Genomic DNA, 21,500 nt, shown 5'->3' on the forward strand with positions numbered 1-21,500 from the left:
TATACTATCTAACAGATGGGGTGATTTTATATGCGAAAAGGAGCAGTATATAACTGCTCCTTTTTCATGCCATCCGGCGTATTTGGTTTTACTTTTGAACGATTTTCTCGCACCAGCGCTGCATGATTGCGGCGATCTCGGCACGAGTTGCGGTGCCGGTCGGGGCAAGACGGTTGCCGCTCTTGCCATTCAGCACGCCTGCGCCGACAGCCCACTGCAATGCGGGAATTGCGTACTCGCTTGCCTGCAGGGCATCCGCGTAGCTGAGAATGTTGGTGTCCTCGCCTACGCTTACGTCAATGCCCTTGCTCTGTGCGTAGCGGTACAGGATTGCTGCCGCTTGTTCACGGGTGACGGCTGCATTCGATCGGAACGTGCCGTCTGCGTAGCCGGTTACGACCTTGTTTGCCGCTGCCCAGCCGACCGCCTTGGCGTACCATGCGTCCGCCTTAACGTCGGAGAAGCTTGCCGAAGCGCTCTGCGGCTTGCCCTCCAGATTGAACAGAATCTGCACAAGCATACCGCGTGTCAGATTGCGGTTCGGTGCAAAGGAAGTGCCGGAAACGCCGTTCATTATGCTGTGCGTCAGCACATAGTCGATGGATACATGATACCACTTACCGGTGTCAACGTCCTTAAACGGAGCCGACGGACAATCCTTGCCACCGTCACACGGCTTGGTTTCGCCGGACGCGGCAAACGCCACATTGACCTTGGAGGACGGCATCTTGAAGGTGTATTTGCCGCTGCCGAGGTCGGTCAGCGCAACGGACTTGCCGTTTGCGTCCGTAACGGTCAGCGTACCCTCGCCGGACACCGTAAGCGTTACGGTGTCATCTGCCGCCGCCTTAGTCTTATCTGCCTTGACGATGTTCGCCAGCGCAGACGGGATAACGATATCGTAAGTGGTCGGTGCAACGGCTCCGCCGCCGCCACCGCTGCCGCCCGGCGTCGGTGCGGTGTTCTTGTACCAGCCGATTGCAAATGGAGACAGGCTGTCTACCGTAAAGGAAATGCCGTCCTCTCCCCTTGTGGGCCTGATGGACTCGGTGTCGCCGATTTTGTGACCATTCATATCTGTCGTGAACATATGGATCACCGTATAGGTGTAGCTGCTGTCCAGACCGCTCTTGAGCTCGCTGTACGGAATCGTTACGGTGATACCGCTTGCCGGGAAGTGCTCCTTGGTTGCGTCAATCCAAGTTTCACCGCCGTTCGTGGTGTACTGCAGCTTAATGTCATAATACTGAATGTTTGCCGCCGGTACGGAAGCGTTCACCTTGTCGACCTGCGTCCGCAGTGCGATTTGCAGTGCATCGGTATCGGCGTATTTCTCCTTCAGCACTTCCGGAACGGTCAGCTCGGTTTTCTCTGTGCGGAACTGCATGGAGGTCGCTTCCAGCGCAATGTTATTGGTGACATTCGCAACGGTGATGGTGTAGCTGCCGTTCTGATTGTTCACGACCGCAGCTTGTTCTCGTTGCCATTGTTGCTGATTGCAGCGAGGCAATCCTTGTTGTTTACCTTGAGCGCCATGAGGTACTTTCCGCTCTCGGGCGATACGGTAAAGGTGACCGTACCTCTTTCGCGAATCTGGTTCTCATTGCCGTAATCATTCGGGATTTTCTCTACTACTGTTACGGTGTAGCCCATGCCGCTCTGCGGAACACTGTGCAGAACCAGCGGCTCAAACGCAACCTCCACCTCGGTATTCTCGCTCAGATTTTCGATGGTGAGCGTGTTGGACAGGTTATTCTGAACCGTGCCGTTCACCGTCCACATCTTTACCATGTAGTCAGTCTTCGGTGTTACGCGCAGAACGACCTTCTTGTCCTTCTCCACCTGAATGCCGGATTCGGAGGAGGCGTCGACAGTCTCGATCGTATCGCCGTGGCCTGCCTGAGCGGTCAGCGTGCCGTTTGCGCGGCAGATCGTTTTCAGCGTAACGAGCTGGCTTGCCGCAAAGTCCGCCTTGACTGTGTGACCATCGGTTACATCGTCCAGCGTCAGCGACAGACTGCTGTTGCCCTTGGTTTCGGTGTCCAGTGTCCAGCCGGTCAGATACTGTTTTTCATCCGGTACAGCCGTGAGGACTACATTGGCGTGACGGCTTACCGTCAGCTTGCCGTCCGTAATCTCTGTTTCCGTGCCGTTTACTGCCGCGGTGACGTGACCGAAACCGGTCGTGCTGATCGTAATATCATAGGTCGGAATCGGTTCAAATGCTACATATACCGTTGCTTCATCGGTCAGATTGGTAATGGTGTAGCGGTTCTGCTCGGATGCCGTGTCTGCAATTTCGGTCGTGCCGTCAGCCGCTGTATACCAGCCCTTGACCTGATAGCCGTCCTCCGGCTGTGCCGTAAAGACGATGGTCGAACCGGCAGGCTGTTCTGCGCCGGAGTCGAACGTTTTCGTGCCGTTCTTTGCGGTCAGCGTGCCGTTTGCAGTGTCATCACTATCCGAAATAACGCCGTAGTTTACTGCATAGGAAACCGTATTCAGCGTATATGCTGCAGAAACCGTGGTGTCCTTCGTGATGGGAAGCGTGAGCGTTTCACTCGTTTCCACGCTCTTTTCACCGTTTACCGTCCAACCGTCGAAGGTATAGCCGGTGGCGCTCTGCGGCATTGCCGTAAAGGTAACGCTCGTGTCACCGACAACCGAATCACCGTTTGCAAGCGTCGTGCCGCCTGCCGTAGCCGTTACAGTGCCGTTCATTGCGGAGAAGTTCACCGTATACGACTTGCGGACAATTTTCACCTGCACATCCATGCCGACATTATGGGTCACTTTGTGCGTAAAGGTCGTATCGGTTTCACCGGACTGCTTGCTGCCGTCCACATACCAGCCTTCTACCTCGTAGCCGTTATCCAGACCGGAAACGGTAAAGGTGATGGAACCATCGGTGGTCGGCGTGGTGCCGCTTGCAAAGTTGGTTGCCGTACCGCTGTTCGGCGTGAAGGCTGCGGAAAGCGTTGCATTGTGCTTGTCAGCCGCCGCGCTGCCTTCCTTGAAGCCGTAGGTCACCTGATTACCCAGCGGTTCAAACTGGACCTCAACCTTCTGCGTAGTATTTACAATGTCGTTTGTAATAGTAAGCTCCGGCTGGCTGTCCTGCTGTTTGCCGTTGAGCTGCCATACGCCGGTCTTATAGCCGGTATTCGGCTCTGCGGTGAAGGTAACGACCGAGTCGCGGTAAACCGTAAGCGTACCGTCCTTAGAATCGGTCACAGCGTAAGCGCCCATGCCCTTGCGGGTGACAGTCGCCTTGAGCGTGCCGTCCGTGCCGCCGTTCGTGTCCGGAGTCTTGTCGATGACAGACCAGTTGACCGTAGTGGTCGGGATTGCAGACCATACAGGCGTGATGGTCTGATCGTTCTGCACATTGCTGATGGCGTAGGACTTGTTATCGGTCGTGTTTCCGGTGCCGTCAGTGTATGCCGGAGTAACACCATTCATCGTGCCGACCTCGTAACCCTTATCCGGCGTCAGTGTAACGGTCAAGCTGGTGCCAAAGTCCACATAATTATTGGTTGCCAGTACGGTTTCTGGCGTGCCGTCCACCGTGCCCTTGACTTCAACCGTGCCGCCCGCAACGGTGCTAATCGTTACTCTCGGTTTTGCGAGGAATGTCGCGGTAATTTCAGTATTTTCGCCAACCTTTTCAAGCGTCTTGTCCTTTGCACCGTTTGCCTTGTCCTCATTGACAGCGCTGCCGTTGATCGTACCTACAACATAGCCGCTCTCCGGCGTTGCCGTAACGATAAGGTCGGTGCCAAAGTCCACATGAGTGCCGCTTGTCAGCGCGGTATCTGCCTTGCCGTTCACAGTGCCCTTGACTTCAACCGAGCTATTCTCACCCGCTTTAATCGTTACTACCGGCTTTTCCACGAAGGTTGCGGAGAAGGTAGTGTTTGCCTTGATTTCAGCAACCGTTAGCGTTTGCACGCCGTTCACTTTATCTGTATTCGGGGTAGTAATGATACTGCTACCCGAATCCGCCTTTACGTCCGTTGCAACGTAATTATCGTTCGGTGCTGCGGTTACGATTGCCTTCGTGCCGGAGTAGACATACTTGCCCTCTTCCGGCTCTACCGTTTTACCGTTCAGCGTGTAGGCAACGCTGATCGTGCCGTTTTTCGGCGGTGTAACCGTTACAATCGGCTTCGCGCGAACCACCATGTTGACCGTAGTCGGTGTGGTCAGGCTGTCGATGGTGTAGGTGAAGGTCTTGCCATTGCGTACTGCGGTCACATCCGCCTTGTTTACCTGCCACTTCACGACCTCATACGTGGTCGGCTCCGTGTAGGTAAAGGTAATCTTGCTGTACGTCGTGCACTCGGCGCCGTCCGTAATTTCTGTGCCGTTTGCGGTATACTTTGCGGTCAGCGTGCCGCCGTCTGCAACGGTATTTCCGCTTTCATCAACAACACCGAAGTTTACTACTGTAGGTGTTGCATTGTCGTTCACCAGTGCGCGTACCCAGATATTGCTTTGCAGATTGCGAATCGTGTAGCGCAGTCCGGTAACGCTTGAGTTAATCCATGTACCGCTCTCGGAGGTCTTGTACTGCCAGCCGGCAATGCCCATCGCGGAGGACGGCTTTGCGGTCAGCGTAACCGCCGAACCCTTTTCGCCCTTACCGTCGGTCAGTCCGGTGGTCTCAAAGTTCAGAGCAACAGACTTGTTCGTATTTTCCTGTTCTACAGCGGAATAGTATACGGTGAACTGCGCCGTCTGCTCAAAGGTTACATTGACCTCGGTATTCGCGGTGATCGTCAGCTTGAGTTCCTTGCCGCTGAAAACAGTGCCGTCCGTGTTCTTCTGGATTTCGGGTGTGCCGTTATCGCGCGTAACCGTCCACTGCTTTACCACATAGTCTTTCTTCGGCGCTGCCGTAAAGGTAACCTCGGTTCCGCTGAGTACGGAAGTCGCTGCAAGCGGATTGCCGTTTACTGCGGCAGCTACAGAGCCGTTTTCACCGCTCTGCGCCGATACCGTGTAGAACTGGTTGGAGAACTCAACGTGTACATCCAGATTCTTCTGCAAACTCGAAACCGTCAGTGTTTTGTTATCATCCGAAAGGGTGTAATCGCTACCCTTGGTCAGTTCCTGACCATCGGATTTTACCGTCCACTTCCAGACCTGATAGTTTTCTGCCGGCGTAGCGGCGAAAATCACATTGCTGCCGCTTGCGATGTTGGCACCGGAGTTAAAGGAGGTCGAATAATCACCTTGATAACCCTGCAATGTGCCGTTGTTGCCATTGGAGTAGGTTACCTTGTAGGTATCCGCCTGCACAACCACCATGGAGTTTTTCAGCGTCGGCGTATACTTGGAGAGGAATTCCTCCTGTTTCTTCACGAAGTCGGTCTTATTTCCGTTCTCCGGCTCGTTATAAACCACGCTGACATTGTATACACCTGCGGTATTGTCGGTCGGCATACCCTCTGTCTTGAACAGATTTGCGTAATTATCGTCGTTTACAAAGTTCTCAAACTTGATAGTGCCGTCTCTCGTATCGGGAGCCGTAACCGTGATCGGCTTTTTGCTTACCGTGATGTACTTGCTTGCCAGCACCTTGCCCTCCGCCGCAGCGGTAATGCGATAAGTACCCGGAACAAGCGTTTTACCGGATTCCCAATTTGTCACCGCAGACGAACCGTCCTTGTAGGCGGTGTAGGTGACGCCGGTCTTTTCTGGACTGGTAGTACCGTTGATCGTCACGCTCTTGAGGCTTGGAGAAATCGTGTCGCCATAAGTGCAGTCGCTTACCGAAATCTCATAGAGATCGTCTGCCGCCTTGGCATAGTAGGTAACTGCGCCGCTGCGCGAACCGTTCGTTTCGCTGTTGCCGCCGAAAATCGCCACAATGTTGTAAACGCCGGCTTCGCTCGGTGTCCACTTGCACTCAACCTTGGAATTTCCGGAGGACTTGCTTACCGGATAGCGTACCACGCTGCCGGTGGTCGTGTTCGTGATCTCGAACGTGACCGTGCCATTGTTTGCGGCGCCGCTATCCTCCACAGATACCGCTGCGGTCAGCGTAACGGTATCGCCCGTTACCTGCTTCTTGCTGCCGGAAACCGTAATCTGCGTTGTTGCGGCAGCGCCGGGCTTGAACAGCTTGCCGTCCGTATTCTGATACAGACCAGTTACCAGAGACAGGCTGGTGTAGGTGCTTTCATTCTTCGAGTAGTAGGCGCCGTTCAGCTCGTAGATTTTCAGTTCGGTTTCACCTTCAGCTGTCGGCGTATAGGTCAGAACCGTATAGCCGTTCTCCGTCTTGTAGGACGGCATCAGGCTGTCCGCGCGATAGGTGTTAGTGGCCGTATCGCTGATGGTATCTGCTGCTTGCATTTCAATGGTCGTACCATCGCTATTCTTGCGATAATAGGTATTATCCTTACAATACAGCGTCAGCGTTTCCGGTGTTCCTGTCGTTCCGGCAACACCGGTTGCGGTGTAAACCTTATATTCTGTCCCGTTGATCGTTTCAGCCTTTTGTGTTCTCCGGAAACCGTTGTCGCCGATTTCATACGCCGTTCCATTCAGCGTTACGCGATCCGATGCGGCGGTCAGCGCCGTAAGTGTACCGGAAAACGTACCGGTATATACGCCGTTGGCGTTCGGTCCTTGCAGGTCATCTCGTAATAGTGATAGCCGGTGCTGTCAGAAGCGCCGTACACGCCGCTTTCGATATGCTTATCACCTGTGTATGCATTATCATACTTCTGGTACGTCTTACCACTGATATTATACTGTGCGGTAACGGTTTTCGTCGTTTCTCCCGCTGCTGTTTCGTGGGTCGCGCTGCCGCCAGTGCCGCTGGTTTTCAGCTCCGTTTCACTGTCCGCCTTGCCGACCGTCAGTTTGACCGTATTCGAGTAAACCACCGACGATTTTTCCGTGCTAAGATCGGTCTGAGAGACGATGCAGCGGTATTCCGTGCCGCTCATGCTCTTCGCGGGCTTTTCGATGGTCAGCGTCGGCGTGTCCCGATTCAAATCGGTCCAGCGGCCGCCGTCCGTTCTGCTCTGCCAGCGATAGGTAACGCTCCCTGCTCCTCCGGTCGGGGTTGCAGAAATGGTAAATACAGCATCGGTACCGGGGCGAACACTTGTATTCACCGGCTGTTTCGTGATATTTGGCTTGTCTCCGGTCGCCAGTGTAGTGACCGCCAGAGGCTCGGTATAATCCGTGGATGTTCCGTCCGTGCCGACCGACTTTAGCACATACTGATACTGCGTGCTTGGCTGTACTTTGGTATCGGTCAGCATGTATTTGCCGTCCTTGTCGGCAGCCAGACCGCTCACCGTGCCCAGCAGGGCATACTTCGTGCCGCTGGTGTTGTTCGGCATATAGCGGTAAACCTGATACTGCGCTGCCGTGGTAAAGCCGCTCTCCCACTCCAGGGTCACGCTGTTGGTGGTGACTTCCGTGGCTTCCAGATTCTGCGGCTTGCTGGGCGGCTGCTTTACGTTTGCCACCAGATAGCTCAGCACCGGAACATTGTACGAAAGTCCACCGGTCGTCAGCGTGGTCTCCCAGCCGACAAACTGCCATTGGAAGCTGTAGCCCGTTGTGCCGGACGGCAGATCGTGCACGGTGCCGCTGCGCTCGATGCCCTCGGTGGAAATGCTGTTCGCGCTGCTGCCGGAGGACGAGCCGCCGCTCAGACCGAACTTAAATCCGCCGAGACCGCCGCCGCCCTTGGCATCAATATTAAAGGTAAGCTCCTTTGTGGTGGTCTGCGAGGTTTCAAACTCTACCGACTGGGACTTGGAGCTTTCGCCAGACTCGGTTGCAAACCAGCCGCCATTCGTGCCCTTGCTGGTGGTAACGGCGTTCTTGAGTCCGGTCGTCGTGCTGCGGTAGGTAGAAGGCTGACCCGCCGTGGAGGCGATGATATCGCTTCCGATTTCGGGGTCGCCGCGCTGCGCCGCCGCCGCGTTATACTCCGACAGCGGAATTGTTTTGTAGGTCGGCGCGTCCGCTACCGTGATATCCATCGTGCTCCTGGAGCCGTCCGCCGACGTGGTGTTATAGTGATAGATCGTGACCGGAATACAGATCAGCACCACCGCGCTTTCCGCCTGCTCGGTGGAGAAGCTGTTGGTCATAGTGAAACTCTGCTCTATTTCAATGGAGTTGTTCCACTCGGCTTCAAACGCGGTTTCAAATTCAAATCCGCCAAGATCGACGATGCCGCCTACGGAGAAATCCTGCGAGAAGGAAACATAGGTGCCGATACGGTTCGCGGTGCTGGTGCCGGTGGAGGAGCCGCTGCCCTTGGAGAACGAGATCGCGGTCTCGCCGGCGTTGTTGTACTCGATATCCTCGAAATACGGAGGCGCCTCCATAACGGCAAGCACCTGCGGATCGTTAAAGGCGTATTCCTTGCCCTGATAGTCTGCAATAATGCCGTCGCTGTCGATATCCGGCGCCGCCAGCGCGATTTCGGCGATACTCCATGCGTTCATACCCCAGCGGCAGCTTCGCAGACCGTTTTCGGTGTCGTTCATCACATTTGGGCCTTTACCTGTGCTCTGATAATCGCCGGTAGCCTTGTCGCTTTTATAGTCCGACGGCTTGTAGTAATAGCCGCCGATGTTCACGGCTTTGCCGTCTCCGGACGATAGCGTAAACAGAATCTGCTCACGACCTGCCGCGTTGCCGTCAAAATTGCCGACGATCGGCTGGTTGATGATCTTGCGGTCCTTCAGAACCAAATCCAGACCGGAATGTGTTGTATTTGTACCGTCCAGCGTTCTGTCTGCGGAATTGTACTTGAAGATCTGACCGCGGATGACGATATACGGCACGGTGCCGCGTCCGTCAAACCGCACGATACCTAGCGAACATGGGTTCATGCATTGCAGGTACGAGGAGTCCTCGCCGACCCAGTTCGTGTTGTTGTCACCGTCCTGCTTCACATAGAAGCCGCTCTGGCAGGAAACGGTTTTCTTATCGTGGGTCTGCTCCGACGTGTCCACCTTATAGCTGTTGCCGGTGTACCGGGTGATGACTGCGAAATAGCCTTCGTCATGGAAGTTATCGTCATTGCCGTTGTCATCCGCGCCGACACCGGCGGTGACGATCTCCATCGCGCCGTCATGGTCGATATCTTCCGCGCGGCTTGCCGCGGCGCGCAGATGCCAGCCTGCATCGCATTTGTTTTCCGGCTGGTTGCCGGCGATCACATGGCTGAACTGATAGGACCAGACGGTATTCCAGCTTCCGCTGCCATTCTTGGACAGCACCATCACGACCGAGCCGCGCTCGGTAATGCCTGATTCATTATACAGATTGCCCAGCGAAACCGTGACGATCAGCTCGTCCTTGTTGTCTGCCTTGCCGTCCAAATCTGCCGCTTCAAGCTGCACCATAGCGGTGTTGTCTGCGATTTTATCCAGATCGGTTCCGCCCTGCGTCTGAATGTCATTCAGCGTTTTGCCGAAATAGTTCTTCAGGGTCGAGTCATTGCCGATGTTAAGAACGGTGTCATTGCTGTTTTCGCGGAGCTGCAAATTGCCCTTTGCCGGATCATAAAATACCAGCGTTTCCTTACCGGTGCCGTCAAAGTCACCTGCGGTGATAGCGGTATAACCCTCTGCGGTATAGCCGTTGAGCTTGCTCATCCAGCTGTAATCCGTTGCTTGCAGATTACTCTTGTTATATACCATATTGCCGGAACTAAATCCGCCTTTATTCTTCGAGAACTGATACAGCTTCATATGATAATCAAGAGTTCCGGCTTCGCGTGACGAACCCCAATACGCAACTATATCGTCTCGACCGCTGCCGGTTCGGTCAAATGCCGCAGCGCTGACATAGCGATAAGGCGATCCCTCGCCTTTATTGATCGTGTTGCTCATGGCCGACGCGGTGGAAAACTTCGTGCCGTCCAGACCGGCGTAATGGTCGCTCGCGCTGAACACGCCGCCGCTCGAGCCTTTCAGAATGCTCGATTCATCAAAATCGTAAACGCGGCTGCTGTAGCTGTCGCCGCGCGACTCCATGATACTGATCTCCTTGGTGGGGTTCAGGTTTCCCTTGATGCCCGCGCCGTTGCCAAACGGCTGATTGCCGTCGTTTGCATGAAAGCTGCTCGGCGTAGACAGATCAAATCCGTATTCATCCGTTGTCGCGGCGGTATTGTTGTCCGCCAGTGCCATCGTCGGCAGCATACTGAGGCACATTGCTGCACTCAAAAACAGAGCAATGCCTCTTTTGCCCCAACGGGTCTCTGTTGGGGCATGGGGAGCTCCCCATGCCGATTTTCGTTTTCTCATGTTTTTCCTCCTTCTCGGGGTCTATTTCCGACTGCGAATGCAGCAATCAGAGCAGTTTTGCCAGCATTCTGGCGAAATACCGCAGCTTGGCGTTGTGCGCGTCACCGCTGTCCTCCGCGAATTTCATCTCTGCAATGTAGAACAGCAAACAGCCGCAGTGTCCCGGCTGTGTCGGAAAGCAGATGATTTTCAGATAGGTGTCGATCTCCGGACTGTGGTCGATCAGCTCGAGCGTTTCACCGTAGAGCGCAGCACGCTCGTAGCTTTTTAGCCACTTGCTGTCCATGTTGGGAAACACGCTGCGGAACGAGCGTCCGAGCAGCTCATGCAGCGGCACCTTTTCCAGCCGCGCAAGCGCGGGATTGGCATATCGAAAAATCCAGTCAACAGCGTTTTTGTCCTCATAGAGTACCATTTCGATATCGGTGAATGCAATCGGCAGCGCATCGAAGCAGCGATACTGTGCGTGCAGCTCATCATCGGGCATAGGCGGCGTTTCGCTGTCCAACGTGCCGATCAGCCGAGCACGCTTTTCGGCCAGTGCGGCGGTCAGCTCCTTTTTGCGGCGGGCAACATAGCCGAGCCGTTCGCCGTTGTTGAGGTTTACTTTGTCCGTAATGTCGTGTATCGCCATCACCGATACCAGCCGGCTGCGGTGCACCTTGAGGAACGAGTCGCCCAGTGTGCTTTCCAGTCGTTCCAGCGTGATCAAACTCTTGTAGACCTTACCGTCGGAGGTTTCAAGCATAAATATTGCTTTTCGCATAATATTAATGCTTATTCGACATATAAGAGCCGGCAGAGAACTGCTGTCCGACAACACCATTCTTAGTACACCGTTCTTGTGGAACTTGTAAATCATCCCAAAGCATGAGAGGGAAGGGGAAAATCCGCGGGTGGCAGGGATAAACAGAAAAAAACAGAGCGCACAGCCGAAAATATGGCTGTGCGCTCCGCTTTTGTTATAGTGATGCCGCAGAAAAGCGTTACTTGCCTGCCAGATTGTGAAACCTCGTCAGCATAGCAGCAACTTCTGCGCGGGTAGCGGTGCCGGTCGGGTCAAGGACGGCATTTCCCTTGCCGGTTATAAGGCCGTTTTCGATTGCCCAGCACATTGCATCCTTTGCCCAGTCGTGTACGGCGTTTCGGTCGGCAAAGTCGTTCAGCACGTCTGCACTGCCGGCGGAAGCCTGTCCGTTGTGCTGCGCCATGCGGTACAGCATTGCGGCAAGCTGCTCGCGGGTAATGCTGTGCGCGGGCGCATAGGTCGTTGCATCCAGACCGGTCACAATGCCGTTTTCGGCGGCCCATGCAACCGCATCCGCGTAGTACATGGAGGATTCCACATCGGCGAAGGTGCTCTTCGGCGCCTTGGGACTGCCTGCCATGCGGTACAGTACGGTTGCCAGCATGCCGCGGGTGGTCGTGCCCTGCGGCGTGAACTGACTGTTTCCGGTACCGTTCATCCAGCCGCAGTCCACTGCGGTATCTACGACGTCGTGGTACCATGCGTCCAGCGGAACGTCGCTCATCTCGTGGGTCGGGCAGATGATACCGCCAGGACAGGAGGTGCTGCTGTCGGTAAATACCGGTTTGACGGTCACCTTGCCAGCCGGCATGGTAAATTCGTAGTGCGCGGCGTCCTTGCGGGTGAGGGGAAGGGTGTTGCCCTTCTCATCGGTCACGGTCAGACCGGAAAGCCGCTTGCCGCTGTTCGGCTTGATCGTAAGCGTTACCTTGGTATCGGGCTTGGCGTTCGAGTCGGACGGAGATACAGCGCCGTTTTTGCTGTTTTCCACGATAATGCGTTTGTCCTCCGCCGGAGCGGTACCGCCGCCGCCACCTGCACCGCCGCCGCCGGAGGTACCGCCGGTGCTCTTAAAGCTTGCGCTGACGGAAACCGCTGCCGCATCGACCTTGTAAGTGCCGCCCGGCTGCTTGGTCGCGCCGGAAACGGTCAGCTTATCGAGCGTGTAGCCGGTTGCCGGATCTGCGGCAATGGTGAGTATATCGCCTGTCGCCAGCTTTGCGCCGTCTGTCAGAACGGTGTCGCCCAGCTTGACCGTCAGTGTGCCGTTTTGCGGTGCGGTAATGGTCAGAGGAACCATCGAATAGATGTCGGCCTTAAATGTGATAGTGCTGACAACCTTTTCCATGCGGATGCTCCAACTGCCGTCTGTCTGCAATGCGCAGCGCGTTACCGTACCGCCCTGGAAATCCAGATTGCGGATCAGATATCCCTCTGCGGGGAGCATTGCAAATTCGATCGTGCCGCCTTTGCGAATCTGACGTTCCGTGCCGTAATCATTGGGTGTTCTGGAACTTGTGAGGAAGGTATACTTTGCGTTGTCGGCAGGCAGATCAAACAGCGTTACATTTTCAAAATCCACCTGCACCTTGCTGTTTTCGATCGGAGTGAGCGTGAAAGTGTTGGAGAGCTCATCTGCTGCCGTGCCGTTTACCGTCCACGCCTGAACCATCTTACCGGAATCCGGTGCGGCGGTCAGCGTCAGCGGAGCGCCCTTGGGTACCTGAATGCCGCCGGAGGCGTCAATGGTCGTGCCATCCGCGCGTTTAACGGTCAGCTTGCCGCCGTCACCGCAGACGGTCGTAAGCGTCACCATCTGGCTGACGCCGAATGCTGCGTCAATGGTGTGGTCCTTCGTCACGTTGTTCAGATTGAGTGTCAGCGCGTTGCCTTCTGCTGTGCCGTCCAGCGTCCAGCCGGTCAGATATGCGCCGCTGCTCGGCTGTGCGGTGAGAACAACCGCCGCATGGTGCGGAACGGTCAGCATGCCGCAGGTAATAGCAACGTCTGCACCGTTTACCTTGGCGGAAACCGTGCCACTGCCGCTGATATTGACGGTGACGGTGTGTGTCGGAATCGGCACAAAGCGGACGTAAACCGAGGTGTTGCCGGTCAGCGGGTCGATGACATAGGTTGTGCTTTCCGCCGTACCGATGGCAGTGATGCCTGCTGCGTCTGCGTACCAGTTTTCGACTATATATCCCGTATCGGGTACTGCCGTAAACGCAACGCGCGTGCCGGATTTTGCCTTGCCGTCTGCGTCCGGACCGGAAACCGTCAGCGTGCCGTTATCCGCGCCGCTGGTCGGGATCACGCCGTAGGTTACGGTGTATTCCGCGTCCGCGATTTCGTAGTACGCAATGATTTCGGTGTCCTCGGTGACGGTCAGGGTGTAGGTCGTTGCATCGGTTTTGTGCATCGTGCTGTTTACCTTCCAGCCGATGAAAGTGTAGCCGCTTGCCGGTGCGGATGCGGTGAACTTGATTTCCGTATCACCCTTGACGGTGCTGCCGCTCGTCAGCGATTTATCATTCGTAATGCCGCCGCCGGTCTGCGCCGAGAAGGTCACTTCGTAGGATTTGCGCTCAAGCTTTACGCGGATATCCGCGCCTTGTGTTGCCGAAACGTCACAAGCGAGGCTGCTGCCGGTATACGGCTTGCCGTTTTGCGCGTAAACGGCGCCGTTCAGCGTCCAGCCTGCGATTTTGTAGCCGTCATGCAGATTTTCGACCGTTACGGTCAGCTTGCCCTCGGCGGTGACGTTGTTGCCGCTGGCAATGGCATCGGGTTGACTCATGCCGGCACGCAGGAAGGCGGCGGACAGGCTTGCACCATGACCGGTGTCGCTGTCTTCGGCAATGCCGAAGGTAACAGCACTGCTGATCTCGGTGAACTGTACCTTGACCTCGTGCGCGGTATCGCTATCCGTGATGTTGAGCGTCGGCGCGCCTGCCTGCTCGGTGCCGTCCAGATACCATCGCTGCACCTTGTAGCCCTGATTGGGCTGTGCGGTGAACGTAACCTCCGAGCCGCTGAGAACTTCATCGCCGCTCCGGAGCGCGGTATTCGTGCCGTGGCGGGTCGCTACAGCGGAAAGTGTGCCGTTTTCGCCGGAATTGTCGTCCTCCGGTGTGGTATCCACAACCGAGAAGGCAATTTTCGCGGTCGGGATTTTCTCAAACGCAACGGAAACAGTCACATCCTCGGTGATTCCGTCGGCGTTCGGTGTATAGGTGTACGTCTGGTTATCCGAGTTTATAACCGCCGAACCGGAAACATCATTGTCGTTTACCGTCCAGCCTGCAACGCGATAGCCGCTCTCCGGCTGCGCGGTGAAGGTCAGCGCGTTCTTGCTGCCGCAGGGCAGATAGAAGCTGCTGCCGGTATGCGAGTCGCAGGTCAGCGTGCCGTTTTTACCTGCCGAAAGCGTGATTTTCGGCTGCTGACGGAAGGTTACGACCAGAGCAGCGTTGCCGTTCAGCGAGGGGATTTGATAGGTACCGCTTGCAGTCGGCGTAACGGCGTTGCCGTTCAGCTTCCAGCCGGCAATCTCATAGCCGGTGTTCGCCTGGGCGGTGAACTGAATGGTCGAGCCTTGAAGCTGGCTTTCGCCGCTCGTCAGCGCACCTGCGCCCAGCTTGACCGCCGATACCGTACCTGCCACATCGGTGATTGCGGAGCCGTCCGCCATCTTGCCCTGAAAGGCTACGGTATAGCGGTTGAGTGCGGTGCATTTTACAACGAAGGTGGTGTTTTGGCGCAGATCATGCAGCGCCATGACGCGGTTATCGGTGCTGAGCGTGCCCTCCGTGGCGGGTGTTGCCGTCCACGAATCCACCAGCAGACCGTCCGGCGGCGTTACGGTGATGACCGGATTTTCACCGGTGTGTGCCGTATAGGTGAATACGCCGTCTGTGCCGGTCAGCTCGGTGCCGCCGACCGAGACTTTTGCGCCGGTCAGCGGCTTGCCGTCATTGTCCACCGGCTTAATGGTCACAACCGGATGGCTGTTTTCGACAAAATATACGGTTACTGTCACATTCTCGGTGAATTTATCGAATGTATAAGTGCTGCCGGTGTAATTGTGCGTGCCGTCTGCAGTTTTGAGCGTTTCGCCGTTGACCTCCCAGCGATCGACCGCATAGCCGTCCTTGGGCTGCGCCGACACGCGGATGGTCTGACTGTAATTGACGTTTCCGCCCGAGACGAACGCACTGCCGAGTGCACCGTCCGTCAGGTAATTCGCGGTCACGCTGCCGATGGCGGTGCTGTCGGCTTTGTACGTCAGCGTGCTCGTACCGGCGGTGAAATTCACGGAAACATCTACGTTTTCGCTCAAATTGTTAATAGTATAGCTGATATTGTTGTAATATGTGCTGCCGCTGTCTGCAACGTAATCCGTGCCAACCTTCCATCGGCTGACGGTGTAGCCTGCCTTGGGTGCGGCGGTGAAGGTCACCTTACTGCCTGCGGGCAGTCGGCTGCCGCTGGAAACCGGAAGCACTGCGCTCGCGGCATCCGCCTGATAGGAGATGGAAACCGTGCCGTTGGTATCACCTGTTGCGGAAACCACATAGCTTTTGCCGGAAAGCGTGTAAACCGCGTTTTTCAGCAGGATATTGTACTTCTCCTGCAAGGATTGAATCTTCTGCGAATCCTTTAGCGCGATATAGATGGGGTATTTACCCGGAAGGGCTGCGGTGGTGCCTTCGGAGGTCAGCGTGTAGTCCGTGCCTGCCGCAAGCGATACCGTATCCCATGCCGCCAGACCGGAAACCTTTGCGGCGGCAGGCGTGCGGGTGTCGTTCAGCGCCTTGCTCGTGTCGGCAGCGGACAGCGTGAGCGTGCCCTTGCTTACGATAATAACCTTGGAATCGGTAAGATTCTGATAGGTTGCGGTAATGCGGTAGTTCGTCACCAGTTTGGGCGTAAATACGCCGTTTTCGAGGGTATAGTCTGTGTCGGATACTGCCGAAACGTACTTGCCGCTTACCAGCTTTTCCACCTTATAGGTCGCTGTGACATTCTGCGAAGTGCCATTTTGACTGGTCAGCGTTGCGGCGAGATTTGCTCTCTCGCCGTAGGTGACGTTCGCGGATGCGGTCAGCGACAGCACCGAGCGGTTTTGCTTGTTCAGCACGAAATAGACATTCACGGACGCGGTGCTCGGTGCGTAGACGTCATCGCCGGAGTACATGGCGGTGATGGTTGCCGCGCCCTCACCGCGCGGCTGGAAATCGGGCTTGGAAGCGTTGGCTTGGTTGGTATCAAGGTCTACCGTAATGGTTTGTCCTTCAATGCCCGCACCGGAAATGATAAAGGTGACGGTGCCGGTCATGCCGGTCGGCTTGCTGCCGTTTTCCCATACCGAGGCGGTCAGCGGATATTGCTTACCGGTGATATTTTCGGTTTTCGTGTTCGTGCCGGCGGTTTGGGTGGCCTGATAAACCGGCGTCAGGTTGTTGGTGTTGATTCCGTTGACAAGGGTTGCTGCATACTGTAATGCAAACGCGGAATAGGTCGCTTCGCCGCTCTTTGTGCACAGATAAACGGTATCCTCGGTGTTTTTCGCTTCGTAGAACGAATAGGAATCACTGCCTATGGTGCCGCTCCATTTGTGCTGAACAGTGTACGACTCGCCGTTGTAGGTAATCTGCGTCGTATCATCATCTGTCGAATCGCTGAGCGCAATCGTTCGGGTATCGGTCTTGCCGTCGTTATCGGTTACGGTGATGACCGCCTGCGGCGAGGTCTGCGCAACGTCCAGAGCGGTGCTGTCGATATTGCTTGTGTCAAACGTCTGCGTCGTGCCGACCAGACCGCCGGTCAGCGTCGGCGCGGGACCTTTATAGGCGTAATACGCCGCACCGTCAAACCAGAAAAATTGGTTGCCGCCAGAGAGCAGGGAATAGGTCTTATCACCGCTCGTCAGCGTTACCGCCTTCTGACCGGTGACAGTGGTTCCCGCACTGGTCGTCAGCGTGCCGCCGGACAGCCAAACGGTGTCGTCCTTCGGTGTGATTTGAATGCGGGTCGGCACGCGAGAAACGTCCAGTGCTGCGGATTTGGTGTACAGCGAACGGTTTTTCACATACACGCGGCAGCGGTATGCATAGCCGTTCATCTCCTCTGCAGCGGTGATGGTGAGCGCCGGACCGTTCGCGCCGGAAACACCGGTGCTGTTTTTCAGTTCGCGCCACTGCGCCTTGCTGTCGGTCGTTTTCACCTGCCACTGATAGCTGACCGGCTTGGCGCCGCTGTCATCGGTGAAGGTCGCGGCGGCGGTGAAGGTCGCAGTTTTACCTGCGGCGGTCGAGGCGTCCTCCGGGTGGGTGGTGATCTCAAAATTCGCCGTACCGTTCAGCGTAGTAGCGTAGGCGATTGGGCTGTCGATACTGCTGCCCTTGGTTGGACTGACCGCGCGTACGCTGAACCGGTAATCGGTGTTGGCATCGAGGTCGGTCACCTGATACTGTGTTACCGTATAGGGGACTGTTGCGATTTTGTTGTATTCGCCATGCTGGTCGATCATGCTGATCTCGTAATATGCCGCGCCGCCGCTGGATTCCCATTCCAAATCCACCGTGCTGGTGCTGACCTCGGTAACGGTCAGATTCTGGGGCATTCTGGGTGGCTGCGTGACGTTTTTGACCTCATAACCAACGATCCAGACCGGCGTTCCGTCAAGCTGTGCGTTGTTGACGATCAGCTTCCATTCGAAGCCGTACTGCGTTGCCTCAGCAGGCAGGGAATCGACCGTGCCGGAGAACGCCGTGCCGTCCGCGCTGGACTTGCTCCAGCCGCCGCCTGCGCCGGTGCTGCCGGTCACGCCGACATAGCCCTTATTGCCGAGCAGTGCGCTGCCGCCGCCAACCTTGTAGTTCAGCTCCAGATTAAAAGCGTGGCTGTGTTCTTTGCCGGTCGTCTTGGTGATCTCCTGCGTGGTATCGGCAGTGGTGCTGCTTGCGCCCGTGTGCGCATAGGCACCGCCAAAGATAAACTCGCGCGTACCGGCGGGTTGATTGGCGTAGGTTTCCGGTTCGCCGGGCGTGGAGTAAAGCAGGTTGCCGGAAATCGGCTCCAGCCCCTTGGTTTCCGCGGCGATCTCGTCATAGCTTTCCACATCGAGCACCGCAACGGTCGGATCGAGCGCTGCGGGCAGGATGGTAGTGCTCCACTGCTTACTGTCCGGGTCGTACATCTCATAAATATAGTACTGATACGGTATGGTGTACACAACGGCCATATCGCCGCCGCCTGCCTGTGCGTTGTAGGTGACGGAGTGCTCGATTTCGGTCGATTCTGCGTAGTCATAGCTGTAGCTGGCGGACAGCTCAACCTCGTATTCGCCGCCGGCGAGCGCCTGTATCTCGAGCGAGTGATATACGCCGAGTGCCTGCGAAACGCTTGCGGTTTTGGTGTCGCCGGTGGATTTGCTTGTGCCGTAGGCGGTGCCGCCGTTGCCGATGTAGTCATACGTTTCGTTGAGGTCGGCAAAGTACGGGGAGGCCTGAAGCACGGCGTATACCTCCGGGTTGGTGTATACCGTATAGTCGGCAACGTAGCGCATGGTGATCGAGTCGTTGCCGAAATCCGGCAGTGCCAGACTGACGAACGTGCCCGTATTGTCGTTGCGGCGGCTGGATTCCGCGATAACGCCCTCCTGCGTGCTGTAGAATATGTGGTTTTTGGTGCTGTCTGATGCGCCGCTCTTTGCGCCGGTCAGATACGCCGCCCCGAGGTCCATCCAGTAGTAATCATCGCTGCCGTTGACCGGCTCCTTGCGGTGTACGCCGGCAACATAAACGAAGGATTCGCGCCATTTGTTGTCCTGCTTTACCTCACTTTGGCCGGATGGGTTACTATCCACTACGCCCGCCTGCACATCGCTGATCCAGACCTGTTCCTTGGCCTTGTTCTTGCCGTTGATGTTGACCTGCGAGGTGCATACGCTGACGGACGAAAGCTGGGTCGTGATACCGCCGGTAGTGTCAAAATCGTAGATTTCTCCGCCGAGCAGTACCTCATCGTTGCTGTTGTTTGCACCGATGCCCTCCATATCCGCGCAGCCGAGCGCGATAGGCGCATGGACCGGACGGTAATAGTCCTCATCCGGGTCATCAATGTAGCTTTGCGCGATTTTCTTGCCGCTGTCACCGAGTGCCTGTGTGCGGTACTCGGACAGCTTAAACTTTTTCGACTGCGGATCGTAGTAGGCAAAGCGGTACGCAGCGGTCGTATACGCGCCGGAGTCGTGCGCGGAAGAGGCGTTATTGCTCTGATAACCCGCTGCGATGAGCACCGTACCGGTGATGCCGGTATCCGGCAGGGAGAACGTGCCGAACGCGCAGTTTGCGGATACCATCGCCTGCTCGCCATCGGCAAGCGATACGGTATCCAGACCGCTGACCGGCGTGAGCGTGCCGGATTCCTCGGTGAATACGGTCAGGTGCGCCGCCGAGGCCACATTGCTGTTGTCGGTCGGTGCGGACGCGGTAACGGCAATTTCCTCCTTGCCGTCGCGGTCGAGGTCGCCGCCGGCAAGCGTCACGACCGGGATTTTCTCGATCTGCCACTGCCACTGCGTTGCCTGCTGGTACGCGGAGGCTGTTCCGGCGTTGATCTTCAGCTGACCGGTGCGTTCCATGGAAGCGGTGTCGAATACGTCCACATAGGCGTAGCGCGTGCCGTTTTCGTCTTTCCAGCGCCCGGCGTAGACGAACAGCTCGTCCTTGCCGTCGCCGTTCACATCTGCCGCGGCAACGTCCATGATGGCGTCCATTTCCTGCACATAACGGCGGGTGAAGTACGCCATGCCGTCGCCGTAGGTCATGTTCTTGGTGACGGTCGGGGAGAGCGTACCGGCAGAGGAGCGCTTGCCGTTATCGTTTACCTTAAACAGTGCGAGTTCGAATTTACCGTCGTACTTTTTGCTGCCGATGGTGGTTTTTTCGCCGCGACCGTAAGCACGAAGCTCGGCAACGTAATTATCCTTGCCGTCGCCCTTGTTGAACGCGGTGCTGGTGGCATAAATGCCGGAAAAGTCGTTATTGTTGTAATCGGTCAGGTTTCTGCTGTTCGAGCTGAGCTTGCTGGCATAGGTGCTGCCCTTGTCAGAGGGCAGACCGTAGCTGCTGACGCCGTAGCGGATATACGCGCCGTCCAGATTGCCCTGCACATTGCTCTTGTTGTTACCGTCATAGACAGCGGAATCGCGGTTGTTGGTCTCCATGCGGTCGAAGCCGTCCCGGATGAGGTAGCGGTTCGCCTGCGAACCGCTCGCCGCAACATAGACCTCGCTGGCGGTGAACGCCTGCGAAACGTGCTTCTTGCTGTACGGCGCTGTCAGAGACGCGCCTTTGTCCTCGGCATTGAGCGACAGACCGAGCGCCGCATAGGTGCTGCTGTCGATCTCGCGCTCCGGTATATTGGCTGCCGCTGCCTTTGGCAGTACGATCTGCGGCAGCATTGACAGCAGCAGCGCCGCTGTCAATGTCAAGCTGATCCCTCTTTTGTATTTCATTCTGTTATGCCTCCTTTATTGTATTCCGGCTGCTGCCGCAGCAGGCGGATGAGCTCCTGTGTAATTTGATTGGGTGGGACGGTATCGGGCGGTCCCACGGGATAGAAGTGTACGCCGAGTCGTCGTGCCTCTGTGGAAAACTCGGGTCGGCAGCACAGCCACAGTATGCGCTCTCTGGGCAGATGGCTGCACAGAAAATCGCACGCGGTCAGTCCCGCCGCGCCTTGATAACCGACTACCGCCAGCCGGATCGGTACGCCGTCCCGCAGGGCATAGGCAAGCCGAACGTCGCCGCGCCGGTCGGGTGCATCGGCAAAATACAGCACCGGACAGCCACACGCCTGTTCTGCTGCGTGGAATTGCTCGCGGTCGATGCCGCAGCAGGCAATATTCATGCAGATTCCCTCCTCATGGTGTTGATCGCGCTGCGCAGTGCCGCGGTTGAAGCATCGCGCAGCAGGAATGCCGTCACGCGATATCGGAATGCGAACACCGCGTATTCCATCTCATCTGCAATCCAGAGGATAGGCAGCAGCGGCGCCCGCTGCCGCAGCTCGCGTACCGCTGTCAGACCGTCCGGACCATCCAGTGCCACAACTGCCGCATCGTAGGCGGCGGTGCAGCCGGAGAGCGCGGAAAGCGCGTTGAATTCATCAACCGGCAAAGGCTCTTCGGGAACAGCAGCGCACAGCCGCGCCTCCCACAAGTCACCGTCCAGATATCGTGCCAGCAGTGCCAGATGCATGTGTTCTCCTCCTCATCAGTACGCAAAATTTACTCACAAATCGCTCTTGTTCAATTATGCGGGATTGCCATAAAAAGCCGGACTCCGTATCGAGTCTGGCTGATTATAGTAAACTACGCTGTCAAG

General features: G+C 56.5%; 7 protein-coding genes. All 7 read right to left on the reverse strand.

Annotated elements, in window-relative coordinates:
• Positions 1 to 88 precede the first annotated feature (88 nt).
• Positions 89 to 1,462, reverse strand: coding sequence for an S-layer homology domain-containing protein (locus PG722_RS06445; protein WP_270580000.1), 1,374 nt, complete (start codon positions 1,460 to 1,462; stop codon positions 89 to 91).
• Positions 1,459 to 6,363: an Ig-like domain-containing protein gene (locus tag PG722_RS06450; RefSeq protein ID WP_270580001.1), complete on the reverse strand. Its 4,905-nt coding sequence runs from the start codon at positions 6,361 to 6,363 to the stop codon at positions 1,459 to 1,461. The genes PG722_RS06445 and PG722_RS06450 overlap by 4 nt, the downstream gene beginning before the upstream one ends.
• A 218-nt stretch (positions 6,364 to 6,581) precedes the next feature.
• Positions 6,582 to 10,298, reverse strand: a complete 3,717-nt coding sequence (locus PG722_RS06455) for a fibronectin type III domain-containing protein (protein WP_270580002.1) — start codon at positions 10,296 to 10,298, stop codon at positions 6,582 to 6,584.
• A 46-nt stretch (positions 10,299 to 10,344) separates the two neighbouring features.
• Positions 10,345 to 11,046: a LytTR family transcriptional regulator DNA-binding domain-containing protein gene (locus PG722_RS06460; RefSeq protein WP_270580003.1), complete on the reverse strand. Its 702-nt coding sequence runs from the start codon at positions 11,044 to 11,046 to the stop codon at positions 10,345 to 10,347.
• Positions 11,047 to 11,284: 238 nt separating this feature from the next.
• The gene (locus PG722_RS06465; RefSeq protein ID WP_270580004.1) at positions 11,285 to 20,629 is read right to left on the reverse strand and encodes an InlB B-repeat-containing protein; all 9,345 of its coding nucleotides are present in this window, start codon (positions 20,627 to 20,629) and stop codon (positions 11,285 to 11,287) included.
• On the reverse strand, positions 20,626 to 21,024 hold the full coding sequence (locus tag PG722_RS06470; RefSeq protein WP_270580005.1) for a hypothetical protein: 399 nt from the start codon (positions 21,022 to 21,024) through the stop codon (positions 20,626 to 20,628). Before PG722_RS06470 ends, PG722_RS06465 begins: the two co-directional genes overlap by 4 nt.
• Positions 21,021 to 21,374 (reverse strand): response regulator transcription factor, encoded by a 354-nt coding sequence (locus PG722_RS06475; RefSeq protein WP_118360898.1) that lies wholly within the window; start codon positions 21,372 to 21,374, stop codon positions 21,021 to 21,023. The genes PG722_RS06470 and PG722_RS06475 overlap by 4 nt, the downstream gene beginning before the upstream one ends.
• Between the last annotated feature and the right edge of the window lie 126 nt (positions 21,375 to 21,500).

Source organism: Butyricicoccus sp. OF27-2pH9A (assembly GCF_027693185.1).
Classification (GTDB): domain Bacteria; phylum Bacillota; class Clostridia; order Oscillospirales; family Butyricicoccaceae; genus Agathobaculum; species Agathobaculum butyriciproducens.

Bases quoted from the DNA above. Each gene is read 5' to 3' on its own strand.
- PG722_RS06450 (WP_270580001.1), bottom strand. From the start codon at position 6,363: ATGCAAGCAGCAGATACCATCAGCGATACGGCCACTAACACCTATCGC.
- PG722_RS06455 (WP_270580002.1), bottom strand. From the start codon at position 10,298: ATGAGAAAACGAAAATCGGCATGGGGAGCTCCCCATGCCCCAACAGAG.
- PG722_RS06460 (WP_270580003.1), bottom strand. From the start codon at position 11,046: ATGCTTGAAACCTCCGACGGTAAGGTCTACAAGAGTTTGATCACGCTG.
- PG722_RS06465 (WP_270580004.1), bottom strand. From the start codon at position 20,629: ATGAAATACAAAAGAGGGATCAGCTTGACATTGACAGCGGCGCTGCTG.
- PG722_RS06470 (WP_270580005.1), bottom strand. From the start codon at position 21,024: ATGAATATTGCCTGCTGCGGCATCGACCGCGAGCAATTCCACGCAGCA.
- PG722_RS06475 (WP_118360898.1), bottom strand. From the start codon at position 21,374: ATGCATCTGGCACTGCTGGCACGATATCTGGACGGTGACTTGTGGGAG.